The 23,517-nt window shown below is 63.5% G+C and carries 21 protein-coding genes; 13 read left to right on the forward strand and 8 right to left on the reverse strand.

The genetic code is table 11. The annotated features are described in order from the left end of the window. Positions 1 to 30 precede the first annotated feature (30 nt). Genes EU803_RS10820 through EU803_RS10835 form a run of 4 tightly spaced genes read left to right on the forward strand, consistent with a single transcriptional unit; the run spans position 31 to position 5,832 of the window. A complete protein-coding gene (locus EU803_RS10820) occupies positions 31 to 1,953 on the forward strand; it encodes an extracellular solute-binding protein (protein WP_129682651.1) in 1,923 nt (640 codons plus the stop codon). 21 nt (positions 1,954 to 1,974) lie between these two features. Then, a complete protein-coding gene (locus EU803_RS10825; RefSeq protein ID WP_129682653.1) occupies positions 1,975 to 3,129 on the forward strand; it encodes a microcin C ABC transporter permease YejB in 1,155 nt (384 codons plus the stop codon). 4 nt (positions 3,130 to 3,133) lie between these two features. Next, complete coding sequence (locus EU803_RS10830) at positions 3,134 to 4,240, forward strand: ABC transporter permease (protein WP_129682655.1); 1,107 nt, start codon at positions 3,134 to 3,136, stop codon at positions 4,238 to 4,240. Continuing rightward, positions 4,237 to 5,832: an ABC transporter ATP-binding protein gene (locus tag EU803_RS10835; protein ID WP_129682657.1), complete on the forward strand. Its 1,596-nt coding sequence runs from the start codon at positions 4,237 to 4,239 to the stop codon at positions 5,830 to 5,832. The genes EU803_RS10830 and EU803_RS10835 overlap by 4 nt, the downstream gene beginning before the upstream one ends. A gap of 3 nt (positions 5,833 to 5,835) precedes the next feature. Here EU803_RS10835 and EU803_RS10840 read toward each other — a convergent pair whose 3' ends face one another. Beyond that, entirely contained in the window at positions 5,836 to 7,290 is a 1,455-nt protein-coding gene (locus tag EU803_RS10840; RefSeq protein WP_277985706.1) for a serine hydrolase, read from the reverse strand. Between the two features lie 485 nt (positions 7,291 to 7,775). Here EU803_RS10840 and EU803_RS10845 point away from each other — a divergent pair, with 485 nt between their 5' ends. The 4 genes from EU803_RS10845 (at position 7,776) to EU803_RS10860 (ending at position 11,046) form a co-directional block, all read left to right on the forward strand. After that, a complete protein-coding gene (locus EU803_RS10845) occupies positions 7,776 to 8,105 on the forward strand; it encodes a hypothetical protein (protein WP_129682661.1) in 330 nt (109 codons plus the stop codon). Between the two features lie 761 nt (positions 8,106 to 8,866). Then, positions 8,867 to 9,208, forward strand: a complete 342-nt coding sequence (gene clpS / locus EU803_RS10850; RefSeq protein ID WP_129682663.1) for an ATP-dependent Clp protease adapter ClpS — start codon at positions 8,867 to 8,869, stop codon at positions 9,206 to 9,208. A 24-nt stretch (positions 9,209 to 9,232) separates the two neighbouring features. Beyond that, positions 9,233 to 10,204: a methyltransferase gene (locus EU803_RS10855; RefSeq protein WP_129682665.1), complete on the forward strand. Its 972-nt coding sequence runs from the start codon at positions 9,233 to 9,235 to the stop codon at positions 10,202 to 10,204. A gap of 38 nt (positions 10,205 to 10,242) precedes the next feature. Next, complete coding sequence (locus EU803_RS10860; protein WP_129682667.1) at positions 10,243 to 11,046, forward strand: SDR family oxidoreductase; 804 nt, start codon at positions 10,243 to 10,245, stop codon at positions 11,044 to 11,046. A gap of 3 nt (positions 11,047 to 11,049) precedes the next feature. Here EU803_RS10860 and EU803_RS10865 read toward each other — a convergent pair whose 3' ends face one another. Further along, entirely contained in the window at positions 11,050 to 12,381 is a 1,332-nt protein-coding gene (locus tag EU803_RS10865; protein WP_129682669.1) for a CoA transferase, read from the reverse strand. Between the two features lie 75 nt (positions 12,382 to 12,456). Between EU803_RS10865 and mnmH the strand changes: the two genes are divergently transcribed. Continuing rightward, the gene (gene mnmH / locus EU803_RS10870) at positions 12,457 to 13,509 is read left to right on the forward strand and encodes a tRNA 2-selenouridine(34) synthase MnmH (protein WP_129682671.1); all 1,053 of its coding nucleotides are present in this window, start codon (positions 12,457 to 12,459) and stop codon (positions 13,507 to 13,509) included. Here the strand turns inward: mnmH and selD are convergent. The 5 genes from selD to EU803_RS18880 form a co-directional block, all read right to left on the reverse strand. Further along, entirely contained in the window at positions 13,496 to 15,658 is a 2,163-nt protein-coding gene (gene selD / locus EU803_RS10875; protein WP_129682772.1) for a selenide, water dikinase SelD, read from the reverse strand. The two genes, mnmH and selD, sit on opposite strands and share 14 nt — an antisense overlap. A gap of 63 nt (positions 15,659 to 15,721) precedes the next feature. After that, entirely contained in the window at positions 15,722 to 18,106 is a 2,385-nt protein-coding gene (locus tag EU803_RS10880) for an ABC transporter permease (RefSeq protein ID WP_129682673.1), read from the reverse strand. Beyond that, the gene (locus EU803_RS10885) at positions 18,103 to 18,753 is read right to left on the reverse strand and encodes an ABC transporter ATP-binding protein (RefSeq protein WP_129682675.1); all 651 of its coding nucleotides are present in this window, start codon (positions 18,751 to 18,753) and stop codon (positions 18,103 to 18,105) included. The genes EU803_RS10880 and EU803_RS10885 overlap by 4 nt, the downstream gene beginning before the upstream one ends. A 41-nt stretch (positions 18,754 to 18,794) precedes the next feature. Next, on the reverse strand, positions 18,795 to 19,049 hold the full coding sequence (locus EU803_RS10890) for a hypothetical protein (RefSeq protein WP_129682677.1): 255 nt from the start codon (positions 19,047 to 19,049) through the stop codon (positions 18,795 to 18,797). Then, complete coding sequence (locus EU803_RS18880) at positions 19,046 to 19,174, reverse strand: hypothetical protein (protein WP_277985707.1); 129 nt, start codon at positions 19,172 to 19,174, stop codon at positions 19,046 to 19,048. The genes EU803_RS10890 and EU803_RS18880 overlap by 4 nt, the downstream gene beginning before the upstream one ends. 172 nt (positions 19,175 to 19,346) lie before the next feature. Between EU803_RS18880 and EU803_RS18600 the strand changes: the two genes are divergently transcribed. Further along, positions 19,347 to 19,517, forward strand: a complete 171-nt coding sequence (locus EU803_RS18600) for a hypothetical protein (protein WP_165352820.1) — start codon at positions 19,347 to 19,349, stop codon at positions 19,515 to 19,517. Positions 19,518 to 19,591: 74 nt separating this feature from the next. Here the strand turns inward: EU803_RS18600 and EU803_RS10895 are convergent, their stop codons facing one another. After that, the gene (locus EU803_RS10895; RefSeq protein ID WP_129682679.1) at positions 19,592 to 20,161 is read right to left on the reverse strand and encodes an NYN domain-containing protein; all 570 of its coding nucleotides are present in this window, start codon (positions 20,159 to 20,161) and stop codon (positions 19,592 to 19,594) included. A 111-nt stretch (positions 20,162 to 20,272) separates the two neighbouring features. On the opposite strand from EU803_RS10895, the gene folK reads away from it, so the two are divergent. From folK to EU803_RS10910, 3 genes are all read left to right on the forward strand, one after another. After that, positions 20,273 to 20,848 carry a 2-amino-4-hydroxy-6-hydroxymethyldihydropteridine diphosphokinase gene (gene folK, locus EU803_RS10900; RefSeq protein ID WP_129682774.1) on the forward strand — a complete coding sequence of 192 codons (576 nt, stop codon included), beginning with the start codon at positions 20,273 to 20,275 and terminating at the stop codon, positions 20,846 to 20,848. A gap of 107 nt (positions 20,849 to 20,955) precedes the next feature. Beyond that, the gene (gene rpoZ, locus EU803_RS10905; RefSeq protein ID WP_129682681.1) at positions 20,956 to 21,309 is read left to right on the forward strand and encodes a DNA-directed RNA polymerase subunit omega; all 354 of its coding nucleotides are present in this window, start codon (positions 20,956 to 20,958) and stop codon (positions 21,307 to 21,309) included. Positions 21,310 to 21,342: 33 nt separating this feature from the next. Further along, the gene (locus tag EU803_RS10910; protein ID WP_129682683.1) at positions 21,343 to 23,499 is read left to right on the forward strand and encodes a bifunctional (p)ppGpp synthetase/guanosine-3',5'-bis(diphosphate) 3'-pyrophosphohydrolase; all 2,157 of its coding nucleotides are present in this window, start codon (positions 21,343 to 21,345) and stop codon (positions 23,497 to 23,499) included. Positions 23,500 to 23,517 lie beyond the last annotated feature (18 nt).

Below are 23,517 nucleotides of genomic sequence, written 5' to 3' on the forward strand. Positions count from 1 at the left end.
AATGCCCAAAGACCCCATCAGGAGAGCGCAATGAAACGTCCCGAACCGCACCGCCCCAGAACCAAGGCGCAGGCAAAGGCCCTCCGGGTGGACGCCCGGCCGTGGCTGTTCGGCGCGGGGGCGCTGCTTGGTCTGGCGATGATCGCCGGTCAGGCATTTGCCGCTGGGCACGAGGAGGTCACGGTCAGCCACGGCTACACCAACTTTGGCGAACTGAAGTATCCCGCTGACTTCGCACATCTGGACTATGTCAATCCGGACGCACCGAAGGGCGGCGAGATCAGCATCTGGGCGCAGGGCACGTTCGACAGCTTCAACAACTTCGCCCGCGAAGGCGTGGCCGCAACCATGGCCACGATTGCGCAGGAATCGATCATGATCGGCACCGCGGACGATCCCTATGGCGTCTACTGCTACCTGTGCGAGACAATTGAATATCCCGAAAGCCGCGACTGGGTGATCTTCAACCTGCGTCAGGACGTGACCTTCTCGGATGGCCGCCCGATGACGGCGGCGGACGTGGAATTCACCTTTAACCTGTTCATGGAGCAGGGCATCGCGGAATACCGCAATGTCGTGTCCGGTTTCGTGTCCGAGGTCGAGGTTCTGGGCGACTACAAGATCAAGTTCACCTTTACCGAAGAGGCGCCGCGCCGCGATGTGATCAGCTTTGCCGGGGGCACGTCGGTCTTCTCCAAATCCTGGTTCGAGGAGCAGGGCGTCCGGCTGGACGAGGCGGCCGATGCGCCGTTCCTCGGCACCGGGGCCTATATGCTGGACAGCGTGGATATCGGGCGGCAACTCGTCTACGGTCGCAACCCCAATTTCTGGGGCGCGGATCATCCGATGAACGTCGGTCAGAACAATTTCGACACGATCAGGGTCGAGTATTTCGCCGACGGCTCTGCCGCCTTCGAGGCCTTCAAGGTCGGTGAATATACCTTCCGCAATGAAAACTCCTCGCTGCAATGGGCGACGGGCTATGACTTCCAGGCGCTTGAAAATGGCTGGGTGCAAAAGGTCGAATTGCCCGATGGCAACATCGGAACAGCACAATCCTGGGTGTTCAACCTTGACCGGGAAGTCTGGCAAGACCCCGATGTGCGCGCGGCGGTCGCCCTGATGTTCAACTTTGAATGGTCGAACGAGGCGCTGTTCTACGGCCTTTACGAACGCGTGAATTCATTCTGGGAAAACAGCGATCTTGAGGCGACGGGCACCCCGTCCGATGCAGAAATTGCCCTGCTGCAGCCGTTGGTGGACGAGGGCCTTTTGCCCGCCGAGATCCTGACGGCAGAGGCTGTCATGGCCCCGACCTCGGGCACCCGGTCGCTGGACCGGGGCAATCTGCGGGCAGCGTCGGAGCTGCTGGATGCAGCAGGTTGGGTCGCCGGGGACGATGGGATGCGGTCGCGGGATGGCGTGCCGCTGAAACTGGTCGTCCTGAACTACAGCCCGGCTTTCGACCGGATCATCAACCCCTATATCGAAAACCTGCGGGCGTTGGGCATTGATGCGTCGATGGACCGTGTCGACGTTCCGCAATACATCGAACGTCGCCGGAGCGGGGATTTCGACCTTGTCAGTCACAGCTTCAGCATGGGCTTTGAACCGGGTGTGGGCCTGCGCCAGTGGTATGGCTCCGAAACCGCAGACGACAGCAGCCGCAACCTGATGCGCCTGCGCAACCCGGCGGTGGATCGCCTGCTGACGACTGTGATCGACTCCCAAACCCTCGATGACCTGACAACCGCGACCCATGCGCTGGACCGCGTGCTGCGCAGCGAAGGGTTCTGGGTCCCACAGTGGTTCAAGGATGTTCACACCGTCGCCTATTACGACATGTACCGGCACCCGGAAAACCTGCCGCCATTTGCGCTGGGCGAGATGTCCTTCTGGTGGTACGACGCCGAGGCCGCCGAACGGCTCCGGTCCGAAGGCGCCTTCCAGTAAGAACGAAAGGACGGGTTCGCCTTGGGCGCCTACATCCTGCGCAGACTGCTGCTTGTGATCCCCACGCTGTTGGGGATCATGATCATCAACTTCACCCTGACCCAATTCGTGCCGGGCGGCCCGATCGAACAGATCATCGCCCGCATGGAAGGGTCCGGGGACGCCTTTGAAACCATCTCCGGCAGCTCGGCCGAAATTGCCGAAACCGACACGGATTCAAGCTATGCCGGGGCCCGTGGCCTGCCCGAGGATTTCATCAAGGAACTGGAGGCGGAATTCGGTTTCGACAAACCGCCGCTGGAGCGGTTCCTGCTGATGATGTGGAACTATATCCGCTTCGATTTCGGCGAAAGCTACTTCCGCAATATCAGCGTCGTGGACCTTGTTCTTGAAAAGATGCCGGTGTCGATCACGCTGGGCCTGTGGTCCACGCTGATTGCCTACCTTGTGTCGATCCCTCTTGGGATCAGGAAGGCGGTGCGCGACGGGTCGTCCTTTGACACATGGACCAGCGCGGCAATCATCGTGGGCTACGCGATCCCCGGCTTCCTGTTTGCGATCCTGCTGATCGTGCTGTTCGCCGGGGGAAATTGTTACCGCTTTGGCTTTGGCGTGTCGGACTTCTTCCGGCAATACCTGCCGTGGCTTTACGACTGGAACCCGACCTGCCGCCAGACCTTTCCGCTGCGCGGGCTGACCAGCGCGAACTGGGAAGACCTCAGCGCTTGGGGCAAGGTGAAGGATTACCTTTGGCACATCACCCTGCCGGTGCTGGCCTCGACCATTTCGGCCTTTGCGACACTTACGCTTCTGACCAAGAACAGCTTTCTGGACGAGATCAAGAAGCACTACGTCATGACCGCGCGGGCCAAGGGGCTGAACGAACGGCGGGTGCTGTATGGCCATGTGTTCCGCAACGCCATGCTGATCGTCATCTCGGGCTTTCCGGCACTGTTCATCGGGGTGTTCTTCGGCGGGTCGCTGATTATCGAAACCCTGTTCAGCCTTGACGGGCTGGGCCGTCTTGGGTTCGAGGCGGCGGTTGCGCGGGATTATCCGGTGGTGTTCGGGACACTGTTCGCCTTTTCGCTGATGGGTCTGGTCGTGGGGATACTTACCGATATCACCTATATCTTCATCGATCCCCGGATCGATTTCGAAAGCAGGGAGGGCTGACCGGATGCGCCTGTCCCCGCTTAATCAGCGCCGCTGGCGCAATTTCCGCAAGAACCGGCGGGCCTATTGGTCGCTGTTCATCTTTTCGTTCCTGTTCGTCCTCAGCCTCTTTGCCGAGTTCCTCGCCAACGACAAACCGATCCTCGTCAGCTACCGGGGCGAGATGCGGATGCCGATCTTCAGCTTCTATTCCGAACGGGATTTCGGCGGCGATTTCGCGACCGAGGCAACCTATCGTTATCCAGAGGTCGAATGCCTGATCGTCACCGGCGGGCTGGAAGAATGTTTCGACGACCCCGAGGCGCTGGTCAAAGCCGCCGCTGCGGGGACGGTCGAGATCGAAGGGTTCGAGCGGGGTTGGGTGCTGTGGCCGCCGATCCGATATTCCTACGACACGATCGTCGATATCCCCGGCGTCGCACCCTCTCCGCCGTCGGACACCAATTGGCTTGGCACCGACGATACGAAACGGGACGTGGTCGCGCGCGTTATCTACGGGTTCCGCCTGTCGGTGCTGTTTGCGCTGATCGTGGTCACCCTGTCGTCCATCGTAGGGATCATCGCGGGGGCGGTGCAGGGGTTCTTTGGTGGCTGGACCGACCTGTTGTTCCAGCGGTTCATCGAAATCTGGACTGGGGTTCCGTCCCTCTATGTCATCATCATCCTCTTCGCGATCCTTGGGCGAAGTTTCTGGCTTCTGGTCTTTGTGACCGTGATCTTCGGCTGGCCGGCCCTGACCGGCGTGGTCCGGGCCGAATTCCTGCGAGCGCGGAATTTCGAATATGTGCGGGCGGCGCGGGCGCTGGGGGTCGGCAACTGGACGATCATGTTCCGGCACGTCTTGCCCAACGCCATGGTGGCGACCGTAACAATGCTGCCCTTCCTTGTGACCGGGGCCATCGGCACGCTCGCCAGTCTTGATTTTCTTGGCTACGGGCTGCCGTCCTCGTCACCCAGTCTTGGGGAACTGACACGGCAGGCGAAGCAGAACCTTCAGGCCCCATGGCTCGGGTTCACGGCCTTCTTCACCTTCGCGATCCTGCTGTCGCTTCTGGTGTTCATCTTCGAAGGCGTCCGCGATGCCTTTGACCCGCGAAAGACCTTCAAATGAGCGCGGTTCTGAACGTGTCCAACCTGAACGTGACCTTCCGGCAGGACGGGCAGGTGACCCATGCTGTGCGGGATGTGTCCTTTACCGTGGGCAAGGGCGAAACTGTGGCGCTGGTGGGGGAAAGCGGGTCCGGGAAATCCGTCACCGCCCTGTCCACCGTGCAGCTTTTGGGCGACAGCGCCGAAGTGTCGGGATCGGTGACCTATGCGGGCACCCAGATGATCGGCGCGTCGGATGCCGACCTGCGCCGGGTCCGGGGCAATGACATCAGTTTCATATTTCAGGAACCGATGACCTCGCTCAACCCGCTGCACACAATCGAAAAGCAGCTGCGCGAAAGCATCGAACTGCATCAGGGCCTGCGCGGCCCGGCGGTGCGCGACCGGATCATTGATCTGCTGAATCAGGTCGGCATCCGTGAACCGGAAAAGCGACTGACATCTTACCCGCATCAATTGTCCGGCGGGCAGCGGCAGCGGGTGATGATCGCCATGGCGCTGGCGAACCAGCCCGAGCTGCTGATCGCCGATGAACCGACCACGGCGCTGGACGTCACCATTCAGGCGCAGATTCTTGAACTTCTGGCAGACCTGAAGGCCAAGGCGGGGATGAGCCTTCTGTTCATCACCCACGACCTGACCATCGTCCGCAAGATCGCCGACCGCGTCTGCGTGATGAAGGACGGGCAGATTGTCGAACAGGGACCAACGGCCGAGATTTTCGCGAACCCGCAGCACCCCTATACCCAGATGCTGCTGGCCGCCGAAAGCGCGGGCGAACCCGCCCCGGTGCCCGACGGGGCTGAGGTTGTGGCCGAAACGGAAAACCTGAAGATCTGGTTCCCGATCCACCGGGGCCTGCTGAAACGCACGGCGGGCTATATCAAGGCGGTGAACGCGGCCAGCCTGTCGGTTCGGGCGGGCGAAACGGTGGGGATCGTGGGCGAAAGCGGGTCGGGCAAGACGACGCTGGCGCTGGCCATCATGCGGCTGATCCGGTCCGAAGGGCGGATCGCCTTTCTTGGCCAATCGCTGGAGGGGCGGAACCAGAAACAGATGCGCCCCCTGCGCCGTGACATGCAGATTGTGTTCCAGGACCCGTTCGGAAGCCTGTCGCCGCGCATGACCGTGTCCGAAATCATCGCCGAGGGGTTGGGCATCCACGGGGTCGACAGAACGCGCAGCCACGACGATCTGGTGGTCGAGGTGATGCGCGAGGTCGGGCTTGATCCAGAGCTGCGCGACCGCTACCCGCACGAGTTTTCCGGCGGGCAGCGCCAGCGGATCGCCATTGCCCGCGCGATGATCCTGCGGCCCCGCCTCCTGGTTCTGGATGAACCGACCAGCGCGCTGGACATGACCGTGCAAGTGCAGATCGTGGAACTGCTGCGCGAATTGCAGCGCAAGCACCGGCTGGCCTATCTGTTCATCAGCCACGACCTCAAGGTGGTCCGGGCCCTGTCCCACAAGGTCATGGTCATGCGGGCGGGCGATGTGGTGGAAGCCGGTCCGGTCCAGCAGGTCTTCGACAACCCGCAGTCGGACTACACCAAGGCGCTGATGGCCGCGGCCTTCGAGGGCCGCGTCGCCTGAACCTTAGTCGGTGCCAATCATGAAACAGGTCATCCCGCGCGCCTGCAGCCTGCGACAGGCCAGATCGGCGGTTTCCCGGGTCAGCCCCATGAAATTAGCGTCGAACCCGCCCGACCGCTGAACCACGCGGCGCAGCGATCCGTCCAGCGTCGCCATCTCGTTCAAGGCAACCCGCAGCAAGATCCGTTCCGCCTCGTAGCGAGAGTTGTAGCGGCCAACGTTGATCCCCCAGTGACGCCCGCCGGATGTCGACACGCGGGTCACAACTTCGGGCTGGGGCGGAACCTCTGGCGCGGCGACCTGGCTGGCGGCCATGACAACCTCGGGCCGGGCGCGGGGGGTCACACCCACCTCGGTCGGGGCAAGGTCGGTTGGGGGCGGGGCCGCGGCGGCGGTCTGCACCACCTCTGCCAGCGCCTCGGCGATCACGTCCGCATCGGCGACCAGAAGTTCCGGCGGCGGGGCGGCGGGCTCGGGGGCGGGGCGGGCAACGGGGCGCAACGACGCGGTCACCTGCCCGGTCACGCGGATCGTCTTGCCCGCAACCCCCTGTTCGCCGTCGTTCGACCCGACCACGACTTCGGCAGTCGGGTTGCCCATCGGCCCCATAGTGGGCGCACGAAACCGCGCGTTCGCCGGGGCGCGGGCAAATCCCATGTCCAGAAGTTCGGCCACCCGCGCATTCCGGGCGGCAGTGGACGACCCGCCGAACATGGTCGCGATAATCCGCACGTTCCGGCGTTCGGCCGAGGCGACAAGGTTGAACCCGGCGGCGTTGGTATAGCCGGTCTTGATCCCGTCCGCCCCGTCATAGGCGTCAAGGAACCGGCGGTTGGTGTTGTTCACCGTGGCCATCCCCGCATCCGCCGACCGGCGCGAGAAGATGTTGTAATACTGCGGGTAGTCATAGATCACATGCCGCCCAAGGATCGTCATGTCGCGGGCCGTGGACAGGTGCCCGTTTTCCGTCAGGCCGTTCGCATTGCGGAACGTCGTGCGGGTCATGCCCATCGCCTCGGCGGTGCGGTTCATCCGGCGGGCAAAGGCGGCTTCGGACCCTTCGATGGCAATCCCGATGGCCGTGGCCGCGTCATTGGCCGATTTCACCGCGGCCGCGCGGATCAGATAGCGCAGGCGGATCTGCTGTCCCGCCCGCAGGCCGAGCTTTGACGGCGGTTCGGCGGCGGCGGCGGCGGTCACGGTCACAAGGGTATCAAGACTGATCTCGCCCCGTTCCACCGCCTGAAAGGCGATGTACAGGGTCATCATCTTGGTCAGAGAGGCGGGATGCAGGCGGGTGTCGGCGTTTCGGGAATGCAGAACCTCGCCCGTGCGCGCATCCATGACCAGCGCGGCATAGGGCGCCGCCGCCACGGAAAACGGGGTAACGACCGCAAGGAATACCCATACGATAAGGAATAGCCCTGCCCGGGCTGCCTGTCCCAAACGACTTGCCACGTCGCTGCCTCTTTTCTGCCTCAGGGCCCGCTTCTTTGGCGGCGCCTTTTGATTTGCGACTAGCCTAGCAGAAAGACAGCGATGAGAAAACCGCCTATTTTCAATGGGTTTTTGTCTGTTGGTAGAGGGGTCCATCTATATCTTGGGGGTGACGGAAGGTGACCTTCAAGATGCTGATCAGCCGATGGTCCATCCTTCCAGAGACGCTGACCTGGTTGTCATCGAACGTATCACACACCGCACTTGGCGACGTAGGGCTGATAGGATCCGCCATTGGCAATTTCCGCTGACCTATTTCGATGGTGAGTGGATAAGATAGAACAAGAAATGCTAACGTACTCGAGCGGCTCGGACGGCTGGTCAGTGGCGGTCGGCGATTTCTTGATCACCAGATTGGTCCGTCTGGCTGGGTAGGATGCATGAAGCGAATTATTCGAAATTACCGACTTTTCAGAGTTGATCGACTGTCACGGCAGGGCAGACACGTGCAAGCGAAGAAGGCAGCAATCTCGCTTCTTCGAAGTCAGAGCCAGTCCATAGTTTATAATATGCTTCTCGCCGATGTGCTGTTGGCGTCCCAAGAGGTTGACGCAGCGCGGAAGCAATATGAGCTCGTTGGTCGCATGTTGGACAGGTCGAAAAATCTTGCCGGAGAGAACAAGCGCTACCTTCAAGCATATAAAAACTATCGGTTGGTTGAAATTAGTTTCTACCTGGCGGATCAGGATTTCAATAAAGGGAAAGAGATTGCAGGATTAATTCATGAAATAGATGCGGACAGACAGTACAAGCGGCTATTCTCGCTGCCGGGCTAGGATGTGAGCTGAAGCTATCGAGTTACCGGAGCTATCTGAGGGAAGATGGTAGACCTTGACCGACTTTTTTACTAAGGACTTTGGCCTTTCGAGCCTGACGTTGGCCGGCGAAACCGGAGCCGGATGTGCCTATCAGTCGATCTAGGTGTTTGGCTCCGGAATATGGTGGTTCGGGGGAACGGAGCAGTTCATGGGTTTGTTTAGGATGGGCACTGGACGTCGATTTCTCAAATCATGCGTCCTGATCGTTCTTGTTTCAGGATGCCGCGCGCCCGTAGAAGGCGGAGAGCAGAATAACTCTGACTTGGAGTCGAAGCTCGTCGAGTTGATTGAACAAGAGTCGCTCCGTGACGGGAGTTTTCTTTCCGGTCGCGAATTGCAGCTTGCTCGTGGCACCGAGTTAGGGCTTTGCAGTGGATACACAAGAATTGTCGTGTTCGAGCAGGTTGGTGAGCAATTGGGCCAGCTTAGTATCTATTTTGATCAAGTGGATACTAGCCCGCGTATACTCTTGTATGAAACCGGACCCGGTGGATGCCCGATAGAGCTCCTCGACTAGCATGTCGCCCGGTCGTTTTTGGAAGTCGAGGCTGAAGGCCTCGGGTCCTCGCCTAATTCCCTCGACACCGGACAACCGCCGTCACGGGGCGCGGGGACGGTCGGTTCCGCTTAACCCCGTCGTCCGAGGGGGGTTCCCATGTCCCGTCACTGGCCTATATAAGTCCAGCCGGACTGGCATGACCACTGACCCGAAGGGCTCCATGGCTTCAACGATCTACATGATGGCGGACAAGGACGATGACGACCAGACCGGCGTCGGCGTTGCGCTGGAAACGCGCCCGAAGACAAAGCGCCCGCCGATGTACAAGGTTCTGATCCTGAACGACGACTATACGCCGATGGAATTCGTCGTGCATGTGCTGGAGCGGTTCTTTGGCATGTCGCACGCGCAGGCGGTGGAACTGATGCTGACCGTCCATAAGAAGGGCGTCGCGGTTGTGGGCGTCTTCTCGCACGAGATTGCCGAAACAAAAGTGGCGCAGGTGATGGATTTCGCGCATCGCCACCAACATCCCCTGCAATGCACGATGGAGAAGGAATAGGCCCCGCGCCGTTCCGCAAGACAGATGTCCCAGACCCGACTTGCCACCGCCCTTGACGAGGGGCTTTTGTCCCTGCCCGAAGGGGGGATCGCCCTGCTGCGCCCTGCCGCCGATTGGGATGCCGAGGGGCTGACCCCCGCCGATCTGACCGTCGTGCACGGGTTTCGCCCGGATATGGATGCCTGGGCCGCGCGGGGGGCCACTGTCACCCGCGACATGCCCGAATGCGATCTGGCGATCGTGGTTGTGCCCCGGTCGAAATCCCTTGCCCGGGCGCAGGTCGCGCAGGCGGCGAGCAGCGCCGCGCGCGTTCTCGTGGATGGGCAAAAGACCGACGGGGTCGACAGCCTGTTCAAGGAATGCCGCAAGCGGCTGGGCGATCTGCCAAGCGTGACCAAGGGCCATGGCCGCCTGTTCTGGTTTGACCGGACCGATGCTTTCGCCGATTGGGCCGCCCCGCCCCCGGCGCTGGGCGATCACGGGTTTCATACCACCGCCGGGGTGTTTTCCGATGGCGCGGTGGACAAGGGATCCGCCCTTCTGGCCGAGGCGCTGACCGCCAAGCTGCCCGCCCGGATGGCGGATTTCGGGGCTGGCTGGGGATATCTGTCGCAAGCGGTCCTGACGCGCGACGGGGTAACCAGCCTTGACCTGATCGAGGCCGAGGCGCTGTCGCTGGACTGCGCGCGCCTGAACGTCACCGACCCGCGGGCCGGTTTCCTGTGGGCCGATGCAACCCGCCACAAGCCGAAAGAGCCCTATGGCGGCATTGTCATGAACCCACCCTTTCACACCGGTCGCGCGGGCGACCCGGCACTGGGCCGGGCGTTCATCGCGGCGGCGGCGGCGGCACTGTCCCCCAATGGCCAGCTGTGGATGGTGGCGAACCGCCACCTGCCCTATGAAACCGCCCTGCGGGAACGGTTTCGCACGGTTGACGAGATCGGCGGCGACCGCAGTTTCAAGCTGTTTCACGCGACTCGCCCTTTGCGCTGAAACCGCCTAGGGTCCACCGGGTCAGAAGGAGGCTGCCCATGTCCTTTTCCATCGCAGGCAAGACCGCAATCGTCACAGGCGCGGCCAATGGGGTCGGTCTGGCCATCGGGCGGCAGTTCGTCGAAGAGGGCGCGAATGTCGTCTTCTGCGACATGGACGAAGCGCGTCTGGAGAAGGAACTTTCGGGCGAGGTGACAGAGGACGGGCGGGTCAGAATATTCGCGGGGGATCTGCGTAAGAAGCTGACCATCGCGAACCTGCTGTCGGCCACCGTCGATGCCTTCGAAAAGGTGGATATCCTTGTGAATGCGTCCCGGCAGGTCGAAACCTCCGACCCGCTGAACCCGGACGACGATTCCGTCATGGCGCTTCTGGAACAGAACATGCTGACCGCGCTGCGGCTGACGCAGGCCGTGGCCAAGCGGATGATCAAGCAGGCCGAGGGGCAGGACGAAGGCTGTGTCGGGTCGATCGTCAACCTGTCGTCCATCGCCTCGCGCCGGGCCCATCCGGAACTTCTTGGCTATTCCATTTCAACGGCGGCGCTGGACCAGATGACCCGCTCCATGGCCGTGGCGCTGGCCCCTAAACGGATCCGGGTGAACGCAGTTGCCTTCGGGTCGGTGATGAGTGCGAGCCTTAAAGGGGCGTTGAAAGCGCACGAGGGGTTCCGGTCCGAGATCATCGACCACACGCCCTTGTCCCGCATCGCCGGGCCGGGAGAGGTCTGCGATGCCGTGCAATATCTGGCATCAGACGCCAGTGCCTTTGTGACGGGTCAGGTGATTACCGTGGACGGCGGGCGCACCCTGATCGACCCGGTTGCGGTCGGGGCGCACTGATCCCTACCAATTTGCCGCGACCGAGCCGAGCGCCGAGGCCGGGCGGTCCCATGTCATCGGCGTTCCGTCGATCGTCAGGGCGGGGCGCAGCCTGAATGCAGCACCCCAGGGCGTATGTTCCATCTCGGGCGACAGGTCCCGCTGATCCGGACGTTTGTCCAGCGCACCAATGCGGTCCTGCCGATAGCCCTTGAGCAACTCTGCCGTGCGGGCCAGTGACAGACGCGCCGTGCCGATCCCTTCGCCCTGTGCGGCCCGGTCCAGAAGACGCACGGCCGCCACCGCCATCAGGTAGCCCGTCGCATGGTCCAGCGCCTGAACCGGCAGCGGCGAGGGCTTGGACGAGGACGCGCAGTCGCGCCCCGTGTCGGCAATTCCGCAGCTCATCTGGACAAGGCTGTCAAAGCCGCGCCGCCCCGCCCAGGGGCCGGTCCAGCCGTAGGCATCCAGCGACACCTCGATCAGGCCGGGGTTCATGTCGTGCCGCGTCGCCGCGTCATAGCCCAGCCCCGCCAATGCGCCGGGGCGGTAGCCGTGGATCAGAATATCCGCCTCGGCCAATAGCACCTCGAACGGGCCGCGGTCGGCAAGATGGCGCAGGTCCAGCCGGGCGCAGCGTTTGCCCAGCGTGATGTCTGGCACCACGTTGGGTTCGTCCCAGCCCGGCGGATCGATGCGCAGCACCTCGGCCCCATAACCGGCAAGCGTGCGTGTCGAGACGGGACCGGCCAAGACGCGGGTCAGGTCCAGCACCTTAAGCCCGGCCAGAGGCCGGTCGGGCCGCCTGTCCCAGGTTTTCGCGGGGGCAGGGCGGTTTGACCAATGGATCAGGGGCTCAGCCGCGACAGCGGCCCCCTGCGGATGCGCCGCCCATTCCGCCTCTGACCGCATCATGGCGGCGACCCCGCCTTCGGCAACGACGGCGCTTTCCACTTCATCCCCGCCCCACGCCTTCATGGCGCGGCGCACGGCATCCACATCCGCATCGCAGCCCAGCACCCGCAGCACCGCCGCCTTGTGGTGAGGCAGGTTGGTGTGCAGGCGGACCCATCCGTCGCGGGTTTCATAGACCCCGGCAAGGGCGTCCCAGACCGGCGGCAGCTCCCAACCAAAGGGGTGAATGGATTGCGCATACCAAAGCGAGGCAAGCCGCCGATCGACCGTCACTTTCGGACGGGCGCCATCCTGCCCAATCAGCCCGGCAAGGGCCGCACCAAGATACCCGTAGGCCGCAGTCGCAAGATCGGTGACCGCGAAGGCGGAAGGAAAATCGCCGCTTCCGGTGATGTCGAACCCGCCTTCGGGCAGGCCAAGGGATTCGGCAATCTCTTTCATGGTCAAAGCTTTGCGCCGATTTGGACCCCGCGCAATACTCTTTCCTCTGCCGGGACAAGCAGGTAGATCACCGCTATGCCCCTGCAATTCGACACACTTTCTGATCTGCTGAACCACGGTTTCGACACGGTGATCGATGTGCGGTCGCCCGCCGAATACGCCGAGGATCATGTGCCCGGCGCCGTCTCCATGCCCGCCCTGTCGAACGCGGAACGCGCCCACATCGGCACGATCTACAAGCAGGTCAGCCCGTTCGAGGCCAAGAAGGCTGGGGCGGTTCTGGTCGCCCGCAATGCGGCAACGGCGATCGAGGCGCAGATGCAGGACAAGGATGGCGGCTGGCGTCCCTTGGTTTATTGCTGGCGCGGCGGGCAACGGTCCGGCAGCTTCTCGACCATACTGGCGCAGATCGGATGGCGGACCGATACGATCAAGGGCGGCTATCAGACCTATCGCCGGCTGGTCTATCGCGCTGTCTATGAGGACAGGGTTCCGCATCGTGTCGTCCTGCTTGATGGGCTGACCGGCACCGCAAAGACCGAAATCCTCAACCGCCTGCCCGACCTTGGGATTCAGGTTGTCGATCTTGAGGGATTGGCCAACCACCGGGGGTCGCTGATCGGTGCGCTGGACGGCGGCCAGCCCAGCCAGAAGGCGTTCGAGGGGGCGATTGCCTGTGCGCTTGCCCAGCTGGACCCGGACCGTCCCGTGGTGTTTGAGGCTGAAAGCAGCAAGATCGGCCGCCGGATCATTCCGCCCATGGTCTGGGAGGCGATGTGTGCCGCCCCCCGGATCGAGATCCGATCCCCCGTCCCGTCGCGGGTCGAGTATCTCTGCCGGGCCTACGCCGACGCGGCGGCGGACACGGACTGGCTCAAGGCGCGGTTTCAACCGATCCGCCATCACCGGGGGCACGACCTTGTTGACCGGTGGGAGGCGCTGTTGCAGGCCGGGAATATGCCGGAACTGGCGCGGTCCCTGATCGTGGATCATTACGACCCGTCCTATACGAAGTCCCGCGCGGCCCATGACCCCGTGGTGATCGGGGCTGTAGACGTGCCCAGTCTGGACGACGCCGGCCAGGACGCGGCGGCCCGCAACGTCGCCGAAATTGTCAGATCACTGTGATCTGGCCCGGCTGGTCGGTGATCCGCCCGATACGCGCCGCCGGATAGCCCGCCAGCCATAGCTTGCCCAATGTCTCGTCAACCCGGCTTGGGTCCACGGCGGCCAAAAGCCCGCCCGCTGTCTGCGGATCGAACAACAGGTCGCCCCGCGGCCCCTTGGCCCCAAAGACCGGCCCGGCCCCGTCCCGGTTGTCTGCGAATAGCGTCGACCGGACTCCGGCCTCTGCCAGCGCCTCTGCCCCTTCCATGGCCGGCACCTCGCCAAGGTCGATTTCGGCCCCGGTGCCAGAGGCGTCGCAGATGCCCGCCAGATGCCCGGCCAACCCAAAGCCGGTCACGTCGGTCATTGCATGGGCCACGTCCCGCAACACGCGCGACGCGACAGCCTGCGGACGTTCCATCAGGGCAAAGGCCGCCGCCACGTCCTGACCCCGCGCCTTGCGCTGCATTTCGGCGGCCATGATCGTGCCCGACCCGATCGGCTTGGTCAGGATCAGCGCATCCCCGGGCTTTGCGCCCGCAAGGGTGATTGGCGACCCCGGGCATAGTCCGGTGACGGTAAATCCAATGGTCAGTTCGTCCCCCAGCGAAGAATGTCCGCCGACGATCACCGCCCCGGCGGCTTCGACCACCTCTTGCGCGGCGGCCATGATTTCGGACATGGTCCGGCGCTGCAGGTCCGCGGACATGCGTGGCAGGATGATCGAGGCGGTGACGGCCTGCGGATCGGCCCCCATCGCCCAGCAATCGCCAAGGGCGTGTATCGCCGCGATCCGGGCCATGAGGACCGGGTCATTGGTGAAGGCGCGCAGGTGGTCGGTGGTCATGATCTGGCGCAGCCCGCCTGTTATCAGGACCGCCGCATCGTCGCCCGGCAGGCTTTCGACATCATCGCGCGGGGTGGTTGGCAACTCTGCCAACACATCGCGCAGGGCCCCCCGGCCCACCTTGGCGCCGCAGCCGCCGCACATTGGTTTGTCGCCCAGTGCCTCGCGTACCCCTTCTGCCATGGTCAGCGGCAGATCCGGGCCGGGCATGTCCGGCAAGTCCTTGAACTGGGCCATGAAAGTCCGATCGATCCGGTCCTTCCAGCGCCACAAGAGCCCACCCTTCGCCGCCGTGCCCAGTTTCTCGGCCAGCGCCTTTTTGCCGCCAAGCGAGATCAGTTTCAGATAGTCCTTCTGCGGCGCGTAATGGTCCATCTCGCCCCCCGACAGGGCGGCGCGCAGGTTGTCGAACAGGACCGGGGCCTGCCGCACCGCGAAGACCCCGGCCTTCGGGCGGGGGGCAAACCCCATATGGGCGCAATCGCCCGCCGCGAAGATCGCGGGGTCGCTGGTCCGCAGGGTGTCGTCGATGGTCAGATAGCCGTCTTCGTGGGCCAGCCCGATTTCGGCGACCCAGTCATGGGGCCGCGCCCCCGCTGCCCCGGTCGTGAAGGCAGAGGGGATGCGTTGGCCGTCCGCAAGGATGACCTCTGCCTCGGTCACACGCGCCACATGGGCGTTCTCGATGACCGCGACGCCGTTGTCCGCCAGCGCCCGCAACAGATGGCTACGCGCGGTCTTGTTGAACCCCTTCAACACCGCCCCGCTATCGATCAGTGTGACCTTCGCGCTTTTGCCGCGCTCGGTCAGGGCAAAGGCCATTGCCATGGACAATTCGGCCCCGGCCACGCCGCCGCCGATCACCGCGACATCCCCTGCGTCCGGGGCATCCCGAAACGTGGCCCAGCGGCGGGCAAAGCTGTCCAGCGGTTTGGCGGGAATGCCGTTGTCCGCGAACCCGGGCAGGTCTGGCATCCGCGTGTTGATCCCCACATCGACCGAGGCCACGTCATAGGCTATCGGCGGACGGCCCGGCACCGTGATGGTCTTCTTGTCCGGGTCGATCCCGGTCACCTCGCCCAGGATCACCCGCGCGCCCGCGAAACGGGCCAATTGCACAAGGTCGATATCCAGATCGTCCTTGCCATAATGCCCCGCGACAAAGCCGGGTAACATGCCGGAATAGGGGGCGGTCGGGGCGGGATTGATCACCGTCAGCCGAACACCGGCCAAGGGTTTCATCCCCCACATTCGCAGGACAAGCGCGTGGGTGTGCCCACCGCCAACAAGAACAAGATCACGGGTAAGGGGAAGCTGCATCATCATGGCGGCAGATAAGCAGAACCACCGACCCTGTTCCAGTGACGGGTGGTCACAGGCCCGGCATCAGCGTTCCGCCGCGAAGACGCGCAACAATCGGTCCGGCGGAATTCGCGACAGGCGGATCGCGGGCCACCCCGCCGCCAGCGCAGCGGCAAGGATCGCCTCGACCCCCAAAAGGGCATAATCCGCCGGGAACAGGAACATCGGCAGCCGCCAGCCAAAGGCCGCGACGTTGACGATGGCCAGAAGCGCCCAGGCCAGTGCCAGCCCCAACGGGATTGCCAGAACGGTCGTCAATCCGGCCAGCAAGACGGCCCGCAGCAGGTCCAGACCACCTAGCCGGGACCGGGTCAGCCCCATCGCCCAGACCGGCGCAAGTTGCGGCAACCGCATGCTGCCCAGCGTCAGAAGGCTCATCAGAATTGCAAAGCCCGCGACGCCAAGGGTCAAAAGGTTCAGCGCGCCGGTGACGGCAAAGGTCCGTTCGAACACCTGAAGCGACACCGCTTTGATCCCTGCCTGATCAATGGCGCTGTCGGGCGCGATACCAAACTCGGCTTGCATCGCCTCGATCATCCCCGGAACGGCGGCCGGATCGGTTCGAACCGCAAAGCGGCGCGGCACCTCGTTCGGGTAGGCGTCGGTCCAAAGGGGTTCTGCAATCATCGCCTGACCAATAGGATTGCCGTAATCGCCAAAGACGCCAACCACGGGCAGATCCTGTCCGGCGAGGGGGAGGATATCTCCCACACCGATTCCGCCACGCCGGGCCAGTTGTTCATTGATCAGGACGCCCCGGCCGTCGAACATGGTCTGCCACGCCGCCGCCCCGCCTTCCAGCAGCCGCCAGTTGTCGGGATACAGCGGGTCGGGCCGGGTTCCGTAAAGATCGGTGGGCAGGCCCCGCACCTCGACCTCGACCGATTGCACCGGCAGAACGGCGTCGGACCGGTCGGTCAGCCAAGCCTCCAGCCCCGGTTCCTCCTTGGTGTCGACATACAGCTCTGCCGCGAGCCGCTGATCCAGAAACCCGATGAAAGTCAGCCGGAACGAGGAGACCATGGTTGATACGCCGGCATTGGCGGCCATCGCCAGAAGCAGCGCCATCAGGGCCAGGGACAGGCCCGGCAGCTGCTGGCGGCTGTCGGCCCAGAACCATTCCGCAACCGGGCCATTGGCGCTGCTTTCGCCAAAGCGCAGCACCGAAGACAGGATCGCGGGCAGGATTGCCGCCGCCCCCAGAAGGACCGCCCCCACAAGCGCGAAACCGGCCACGAGCGAGGTGCCCCAAAGCGCCAGACCGCCTGCCCCCGCCAATGCGGCCATCCCGACCCCGGTCAGGACCCGCTGCCCCTTGCGGTGTCCCATGGCCCAGGCGCGGGGCCGGGCCGCCGCAAGGATCGGAAGCCGCGCGACCTTGACCAAGGCCCCGGTTCCCGCAATCGCCACCCCGGCCAAGGACATTGCCAGCCCCGCCGCGATCCAGCCGGGGCGAAGGGTCAGTTCTCCGCTGATGGCCGCGCCGTAAAGCCCCCGCAGGCTTGACGCCACATCGGGCAACAGTGCCCCGGCAATCAGATGGCCAAGGATCAGGCCAAGCGCGCCGCCCGCAAGGGCAAAGATCAGAAGCTCCAGCCCAAGCCCCCACAGCAGAAGACGCAGGGGAACACCCACCGCCCGCAGGGTCCGCACCATCGGGCGGCGTTGTTCGATGGCAAGGCCCACGGTGCCATGGACAATGAACAGCCCCACCACAAAGGACAGGGCGCCAAAGGCGGTCAGGTTCAGGTGGAAACTGTCGGTCAGCCGCGACAGGTCTGTCCCGCCACCGGCCGCCACGCGTGACAGCCCCGGCGCGATTTCTGCCAGGCGTGGCAGGCCGTCCGGTTGATCCGGGTCCAGCAGAAGGAAGTCGATATGTCCCGCGGGCCGGTCAAGCAGCCGCTGTGCGACACCAATCTGGGTAACGACGGTCCCCGGCGCGATCTCGGCGACCGGGACCGGTTCGGGGGGCACGGGCCCCAGCCGGTCCAGCGCCTCGGCCCGGCCGAAGATCTGACCGTCGCCGGTGCGGAATGCATCGGCATCGGCGCGGTCGGCAATGTCGATCTGACCAACGCCCGCGGGCACGGTATTGGGGTCCAACCCCAGAATACGCACCCCATTCAACCGGCCTTCGGCCACCGGGCTGACCCGCCAGCCCGCCATGCGCAGGGCAAGGTGGTCGGCCTGCGTCACGGCCCCGCCATCGGCAGGGACCAGCCTGTCCACCTGTCCGTCAAGAAGGGTTTGGGCAGCGGCGTCATAGCTGGACCGCGCTTCCGCGTTGATGGCCTGAACCCCGGACCAAAGCGCCGTGGCCAGCGCAAGACCGGCCAGAAGCGCGATGAACTGAAGCGGGGCGCGCCGCCAATGCGACAGGATCGCGGACAGAACCGCGAAGGTCATGCGATCCGCCCGCCCGATAGGTGCAGTCGGCGGGACAACCGGGCGGCCAGCCTGTCGGAATGGGTGACCATCAACAGGCCCGCGCCGCTGTCCGCAATCGCCTCGAGCATCAGGTCCATGACGCTGTCGGCCGTCGCTTCGTCAAGATTGCCGGTCGGTTCGTCGGCGAGGATCAGGCGCGGGGCGGCGGCAAGGGCGCGGGCGATGGCCACGCGCTGCTGCTGCCCGCCCGAAAGGTCTTCGGGGTATTTGTCCAGTTGCGCCGACAGGCCCATCCGCGCCGCAAGGTCCGCGACGGGGGCGGTCCGACCGGCCAGCCGGGCCTGAAAGCCGATATTCGCGCCGACGGTCATCGACGGGATCAGGTTGAACTGCTGAAAGACGATCCCAACCGTGGTCCGGCGCAGCGCCGCGCGCCCGGCATCGCCCAGCCCGGAAATATCCTGTCCGTCGATCCGGATGGTTCCGCCGCTGGGCGCATCCAGACCGCCGACAAGGTGCAGGATCGTGCTCTTGCCACTTCCCGATTCGCCGGTCAGCGCCACGGTTTCACCTGCCGCGAGCGTCAATGAGACCCCCTGCAGCACGGGCACGGGCCCTTCGGCGCTGTCAAAGGATTTCGTCAGGTCTTGGATGGACAACAACATGGCCGATTGATCGCAGGACTGCGCGGTCAAGGCAACAGAGGCTATCGGGTAAGGGTGAACAGTGCCGACACCCCGACAAGCGCGGCGGTCAGGCCTGCCAGGGCCATGTGCCAGCGTCGCTCGTCCGGATCGGCCAGCCATTCGCGCGTGACCCGCACAAAGGTGATCGGGCCGGGAAAGCCGGTTCCGGTCCGGTCCACCGCCCGGCGCCGCAGATGAAACAGAACCCGGAATGCCATCCCCGCCCAAAGCGCAAAGATCACCCCCTGAAGGATCAGCAACGGCGGGACCGTCATAGGATGGCCCCGACCAGAGGCGTGACCAATCCGGGCAGCACGACGCCGACCGCATAGGATCGCGCCGCAATCCGCAGGAACCGACAGGATGTGTGAACGGCCCCAACCGCTGCTGTCCCGAACATGGGCAAGCCCCCCCAAAGAGCCCCGACAGAGTGGCAGCGCCACCGCAAAGGTCAAGTCATTCGAGCTTGATTGAAATGCAGCTGGATTGGGCCAACGGGATTAACAGTTTGGCAAGCGCCCCCGATCAGGCTGCCCCGTGTTGGGGGTCAATCAGGCTAAAAGGGTGAGAGTATGAAGACAACAACGATGATTGATGGTGTGAAGGTGATCAAGCTTTCCGAAACGCACGCCGAAGAGTACGGGCGGCCAAGCGACTCCCTCGCGATGTTCCATATCTGGACCTTGCTGACGGGGGCGGAAACACTGCGGGACCTCACGGTCAGCAACCGGGCGGTTCGCTAGGACGCCATCGGTTATCCAATCAAAAAGGCCCGGTCCTGTCGGTCCGGGCCTTCTTTGTCTGGTCGTTGGTCATCCTAGCTTTCTGCGTAGGCGTCCTGACCTTCCGGGCGCGGCTCCCGCGGGGGGCGCCCAACCACATCACGCAGTTCATCCAGTTCGATGAAATTGTCTGCCTGACGCCGCAGTTCATCGGCAATCATCGGCGGTTGGCTGCGTACGGTCGACACGACCGACACCCGCACACCGCGCCGTTGCACCGCCTCGACCAGAGGGCGGAAATCGCCGTCACCGGAGAACAGGACGATATGATCGACATGCGGCGCAATTTCCATCGCGTCGACGGTCAGTTCGATATCCATGTTCCCCTTCACCTTCCGGCGACCCATGCTGTCGGTGTATTCCTTGGCCGGTTTGGTGACCATGGTGAAGCCGTTGTAATGGAGCCAGTCGACGAGCGGCCGAATCGGCGAATACTCGTCATTTTCTAGAAGGGCGGTGTAGTAGAATGCGCGAAGCAGCTTGCCCCGGCGCATGAATTCCTGCCGAAGCAGTTTGTAGTCGATGTCGAAACCCAGCGCCTTTGCAGCAGCATAGAGGTTCGACCCGTCAATAAATAGAGCGAGTCGCTCATCCCGATAAAACATCAAAATTGTCCTTCAGAAACTGTATCCGCCCGTTGTCCGTGAGTGTGGTTCGTGAAAAAAGTTGGGCGGAACCACCGGGCAATCTAAGGAAACATTTCGTTGCTGCAAGGTATTAGCGCCTGTTCAAAAGGCCAGTTTTCGCTCATCGCACTGGGTGGGAACGTAACGTCAAACGAAATTACGCCTGAAAAACGCCTGTTGCTGGCGATGGATCGGATCGCTGAAACGGTGGGTGACATCACCGATCAAAGCGCCATTTACCGGACGCCGTGCTTCCCCGCCGGCGCGGGCCCTGACTATGCCAATGCAGTCATTCGGGTGCGCACCGATCTTGAGCCCGCCGACATTCTGACCCGCCTTCACGAGATCGAAGCGGCTTTCGGCCGGGAGCGGGTCCAGCGATGGGGAGAGCGGACGCTTGACCTTGATCTGCTCGCGGTGGGGGATGCGGTGTTGCCGGATCGCGCGACATGGGACCATTGGGCGGGTCTGCCGCTGGACGACCAGAAAGTCGCGGCACCCGATCAGCTGATCCTGCCGCATCCGCGGATTCAGGACCGGGCCTTTGTGCTGGTGCCCCTATGCGATGTCGCGCCTGACTGGACCCATCCGGTCCTTGGCAAAACGGCGGCCGACATGTGTGCAGCCCTGCCCGCCGAACAGCGGGCCGAGGTGGTCGCGCTGTGACCGTCCAAGTGTCCGTGGCGCAAGGCACTATCTGCTTGTCATTTCCAGATGCAGCCCTTATGTGGAGGGCTTCCTAGGACCCGCCGAATGAAGATTGGAGAGCGCTGATGGCCCGCGTTACCGTAGAAGATTGCGTCGACAAGGTTCCGAACCGGTTCGAACTGGTGATGCTTGCCTCGCACCGCGCCCGCGAAATCTCGTCCGGTGCGCCGGTGACCGTGTCGCGCGACAACGACAAGAACCCGGTCGTCGCCCTGCGCGAAATCGCCGATGAAACCCAGCTTGCCGACGACCTGCGCGAGCGGATGATCGAGTCGCTCCAGACCCAGATCGAAGTGGACGAACCGGAAGACGACGCGATGGCGCTTCTGATGGGCGCCGAAGCCGACAAGCCCGTCGACGACGACATGTCCGAAGAAAAGCTTCTTCGGGCGCTGATGGAAGCACAGGGCCAGCGCTAACTGCGTCCGGCCCGTCCAAGGGCGGTGGCGCCGATGGAGCAAAGCACAAGCGTCGGCGATCTTGTCGCCCTTGTCCGGGCCTATAACCCCAGAACAAACGCGCGTCTGTTGACCGAGGCCTATGCCTTTGGTGAACAGATGCATGATGGGCAGTTCCGCCATTCGGGGGAACCCTATTTTACCCATCCCGTCGCCGTGGCCCGAATCCTGGCCGAACAGCAGATGGACGATGCAACCATCGTCACGGCGCTGCTGCATGACACCATCGAAGACACCAAGGCCTCTTATTCCTCTGTCGCAGACAAATTCGGTGCGGAAGTGGCCGAACTGGTAGATGGCGTCACCAAGCTGACCAATCTGCAACTGTCGTCGACCCAGACCAAGCAGGCGGAAAACTTCCGCAAACTGTTCATGGCCATGTCCCGCGACATTCGCGTGATGCTGGTCAAGCTGGCCGACCGGTTGCACAACATGCGCACGATCAAGTCGATGCGCCCCGACAAGCAGGCCCAGAAGGCCCGCGAGACGATGGAAATCTTCGCCCCCCTCGCTGGCCGCATGGGGATGCAGTGGATGCGCGAAGAGCTGGAGGATCTGGCCTTTGCCGTCCTCAACCCCGAGGCGCGAACCTCGATCATGCGCCGCTTCCTGACCCTGCAAAAGGAATCAGGCGATGTGATCGAAAAGATCACCAGCGACATGCGGATCGAACTGGACCGCGCCGGGATCGTCGCCGAGGTGACGGGCCGGGCCAAGCGCCCCTATTCGATCTGGCGCAAGATGCAGGAGAAGGATCAGGGGTTTTCCCGCCTGTCCGATATCTACGGGTTCCGCATCATCACCGCGACCGAGGCAGATTGTTACCGGGTTCTGGGCGCGGTTCACCAGCGCTGGCGCGCGGTTCCGGGCCGGTTCAAGGACTACATCAGCCAGCCCAAATCGAACGGCTACCGGTCGATCCACACCACGGTATCGGGGCGCGACGGCAAGCGGGTCGAGGTGCAGATCCGCACCCGCGAAATGCACGAGGTGGCGGAAACCGGGGTTGCGGCCCATTGGTCCTACAAGAACGGGGAACGGGTCGAAAACCGCTTTGCCGTCGATCCGGTGCACTGGATTTCGTCGCTGACCGAACGGCTGGACGATGAACACGACCACGACGAGTTTCTCGAGGCCGTCAAGCTTGAGATGTATCAGGACCAGGTGTTCTGTTTCACACCCAAGGGCGACGTGATCAAGCTGCCGCGCGGGGCGACGCCTATCGACTTTGCCTATGCGATCCACACGCGAATCGGCCACGCCTGTGTGGGCGCCAAGGTGGACGGCCTGCGGGTGCCGCTGTGGACCCGTCTGAAGAACGGCCAGTCCGTCGATGTGATCACCGCCGAAGGGCAGACCCCGCAGGCCACATGGATCGACATCGCCGTGACGGGGCGCGCGAAATCCGCCATCCGCCGCGCCCTGCGCGAAGAGGACCGGGAACGCTATGTCAAACTCGGCGCTGAACTGGCGCGGGTGGCCTTCGAAAACATCGGCAAGAAGTCGACCGAAAAGGCCCTGAGAACCGCCGCCAAGGCGCTGGCGCTGGACAACGAAAAGGAACTCCTCGCCCGGCTTGGCTCGGCCGAGTTGACCTCGCGCGAGGTGGTCCGCGCGATTTACCCGGACCTTGCCGAACGCAATGGCGAAGAGGTGGAGGCCGCCCGCGCCGTCGTGGGCCTTGCGCAGGGGCAGTCGTTCCGCCGCGCCCCCTGTTGCCAGCCGGTGCCCGGGGAACGGATCATCGGGATCACCTTCCGGGGGCAGGGCGTGGTCGTGCATGCCATCGACTGTCAGGCCCTTGCCGAATACGAGGACCAGCCGGAACGCTGGCTGGACCTGCATTGGCAGGAGGGAACTCACTCCGCACACAACAATGTGACGCTCGATCTGACGATCTCGAACGATGCCGGGGTGCTGGGGCGAATTTGCACATTGATCGGGGAACAAAGCGCCAATATCTCGGACCTTGTCTTCATCGACCGCAAGCCGGACTACTACCGGCTGTATCTTGATGTAGACCTGCGTGACGCGGAACACCTGCACAGGGTGATGACGGCGCTTGAGGCGGAAAGCAATGTTTCGTCCATCCGTCGCCTGCGGGATCCGGCGCGCTGCATAGCCGCACAGCGGCCCGAAACCGGAGCCTGAGGCGCAAGGAAGGAACGA

It is taken from the genome of Loktanella sp. IMCC34160, from assembly GCF_004145845.1.
In the GTDB taxonomy this organism is placed as follows: Bacteria; Pseudomonadota; Alphaproteobacteria; order Rhodobacterales; family Rhodobacteraceae; genus SELP01.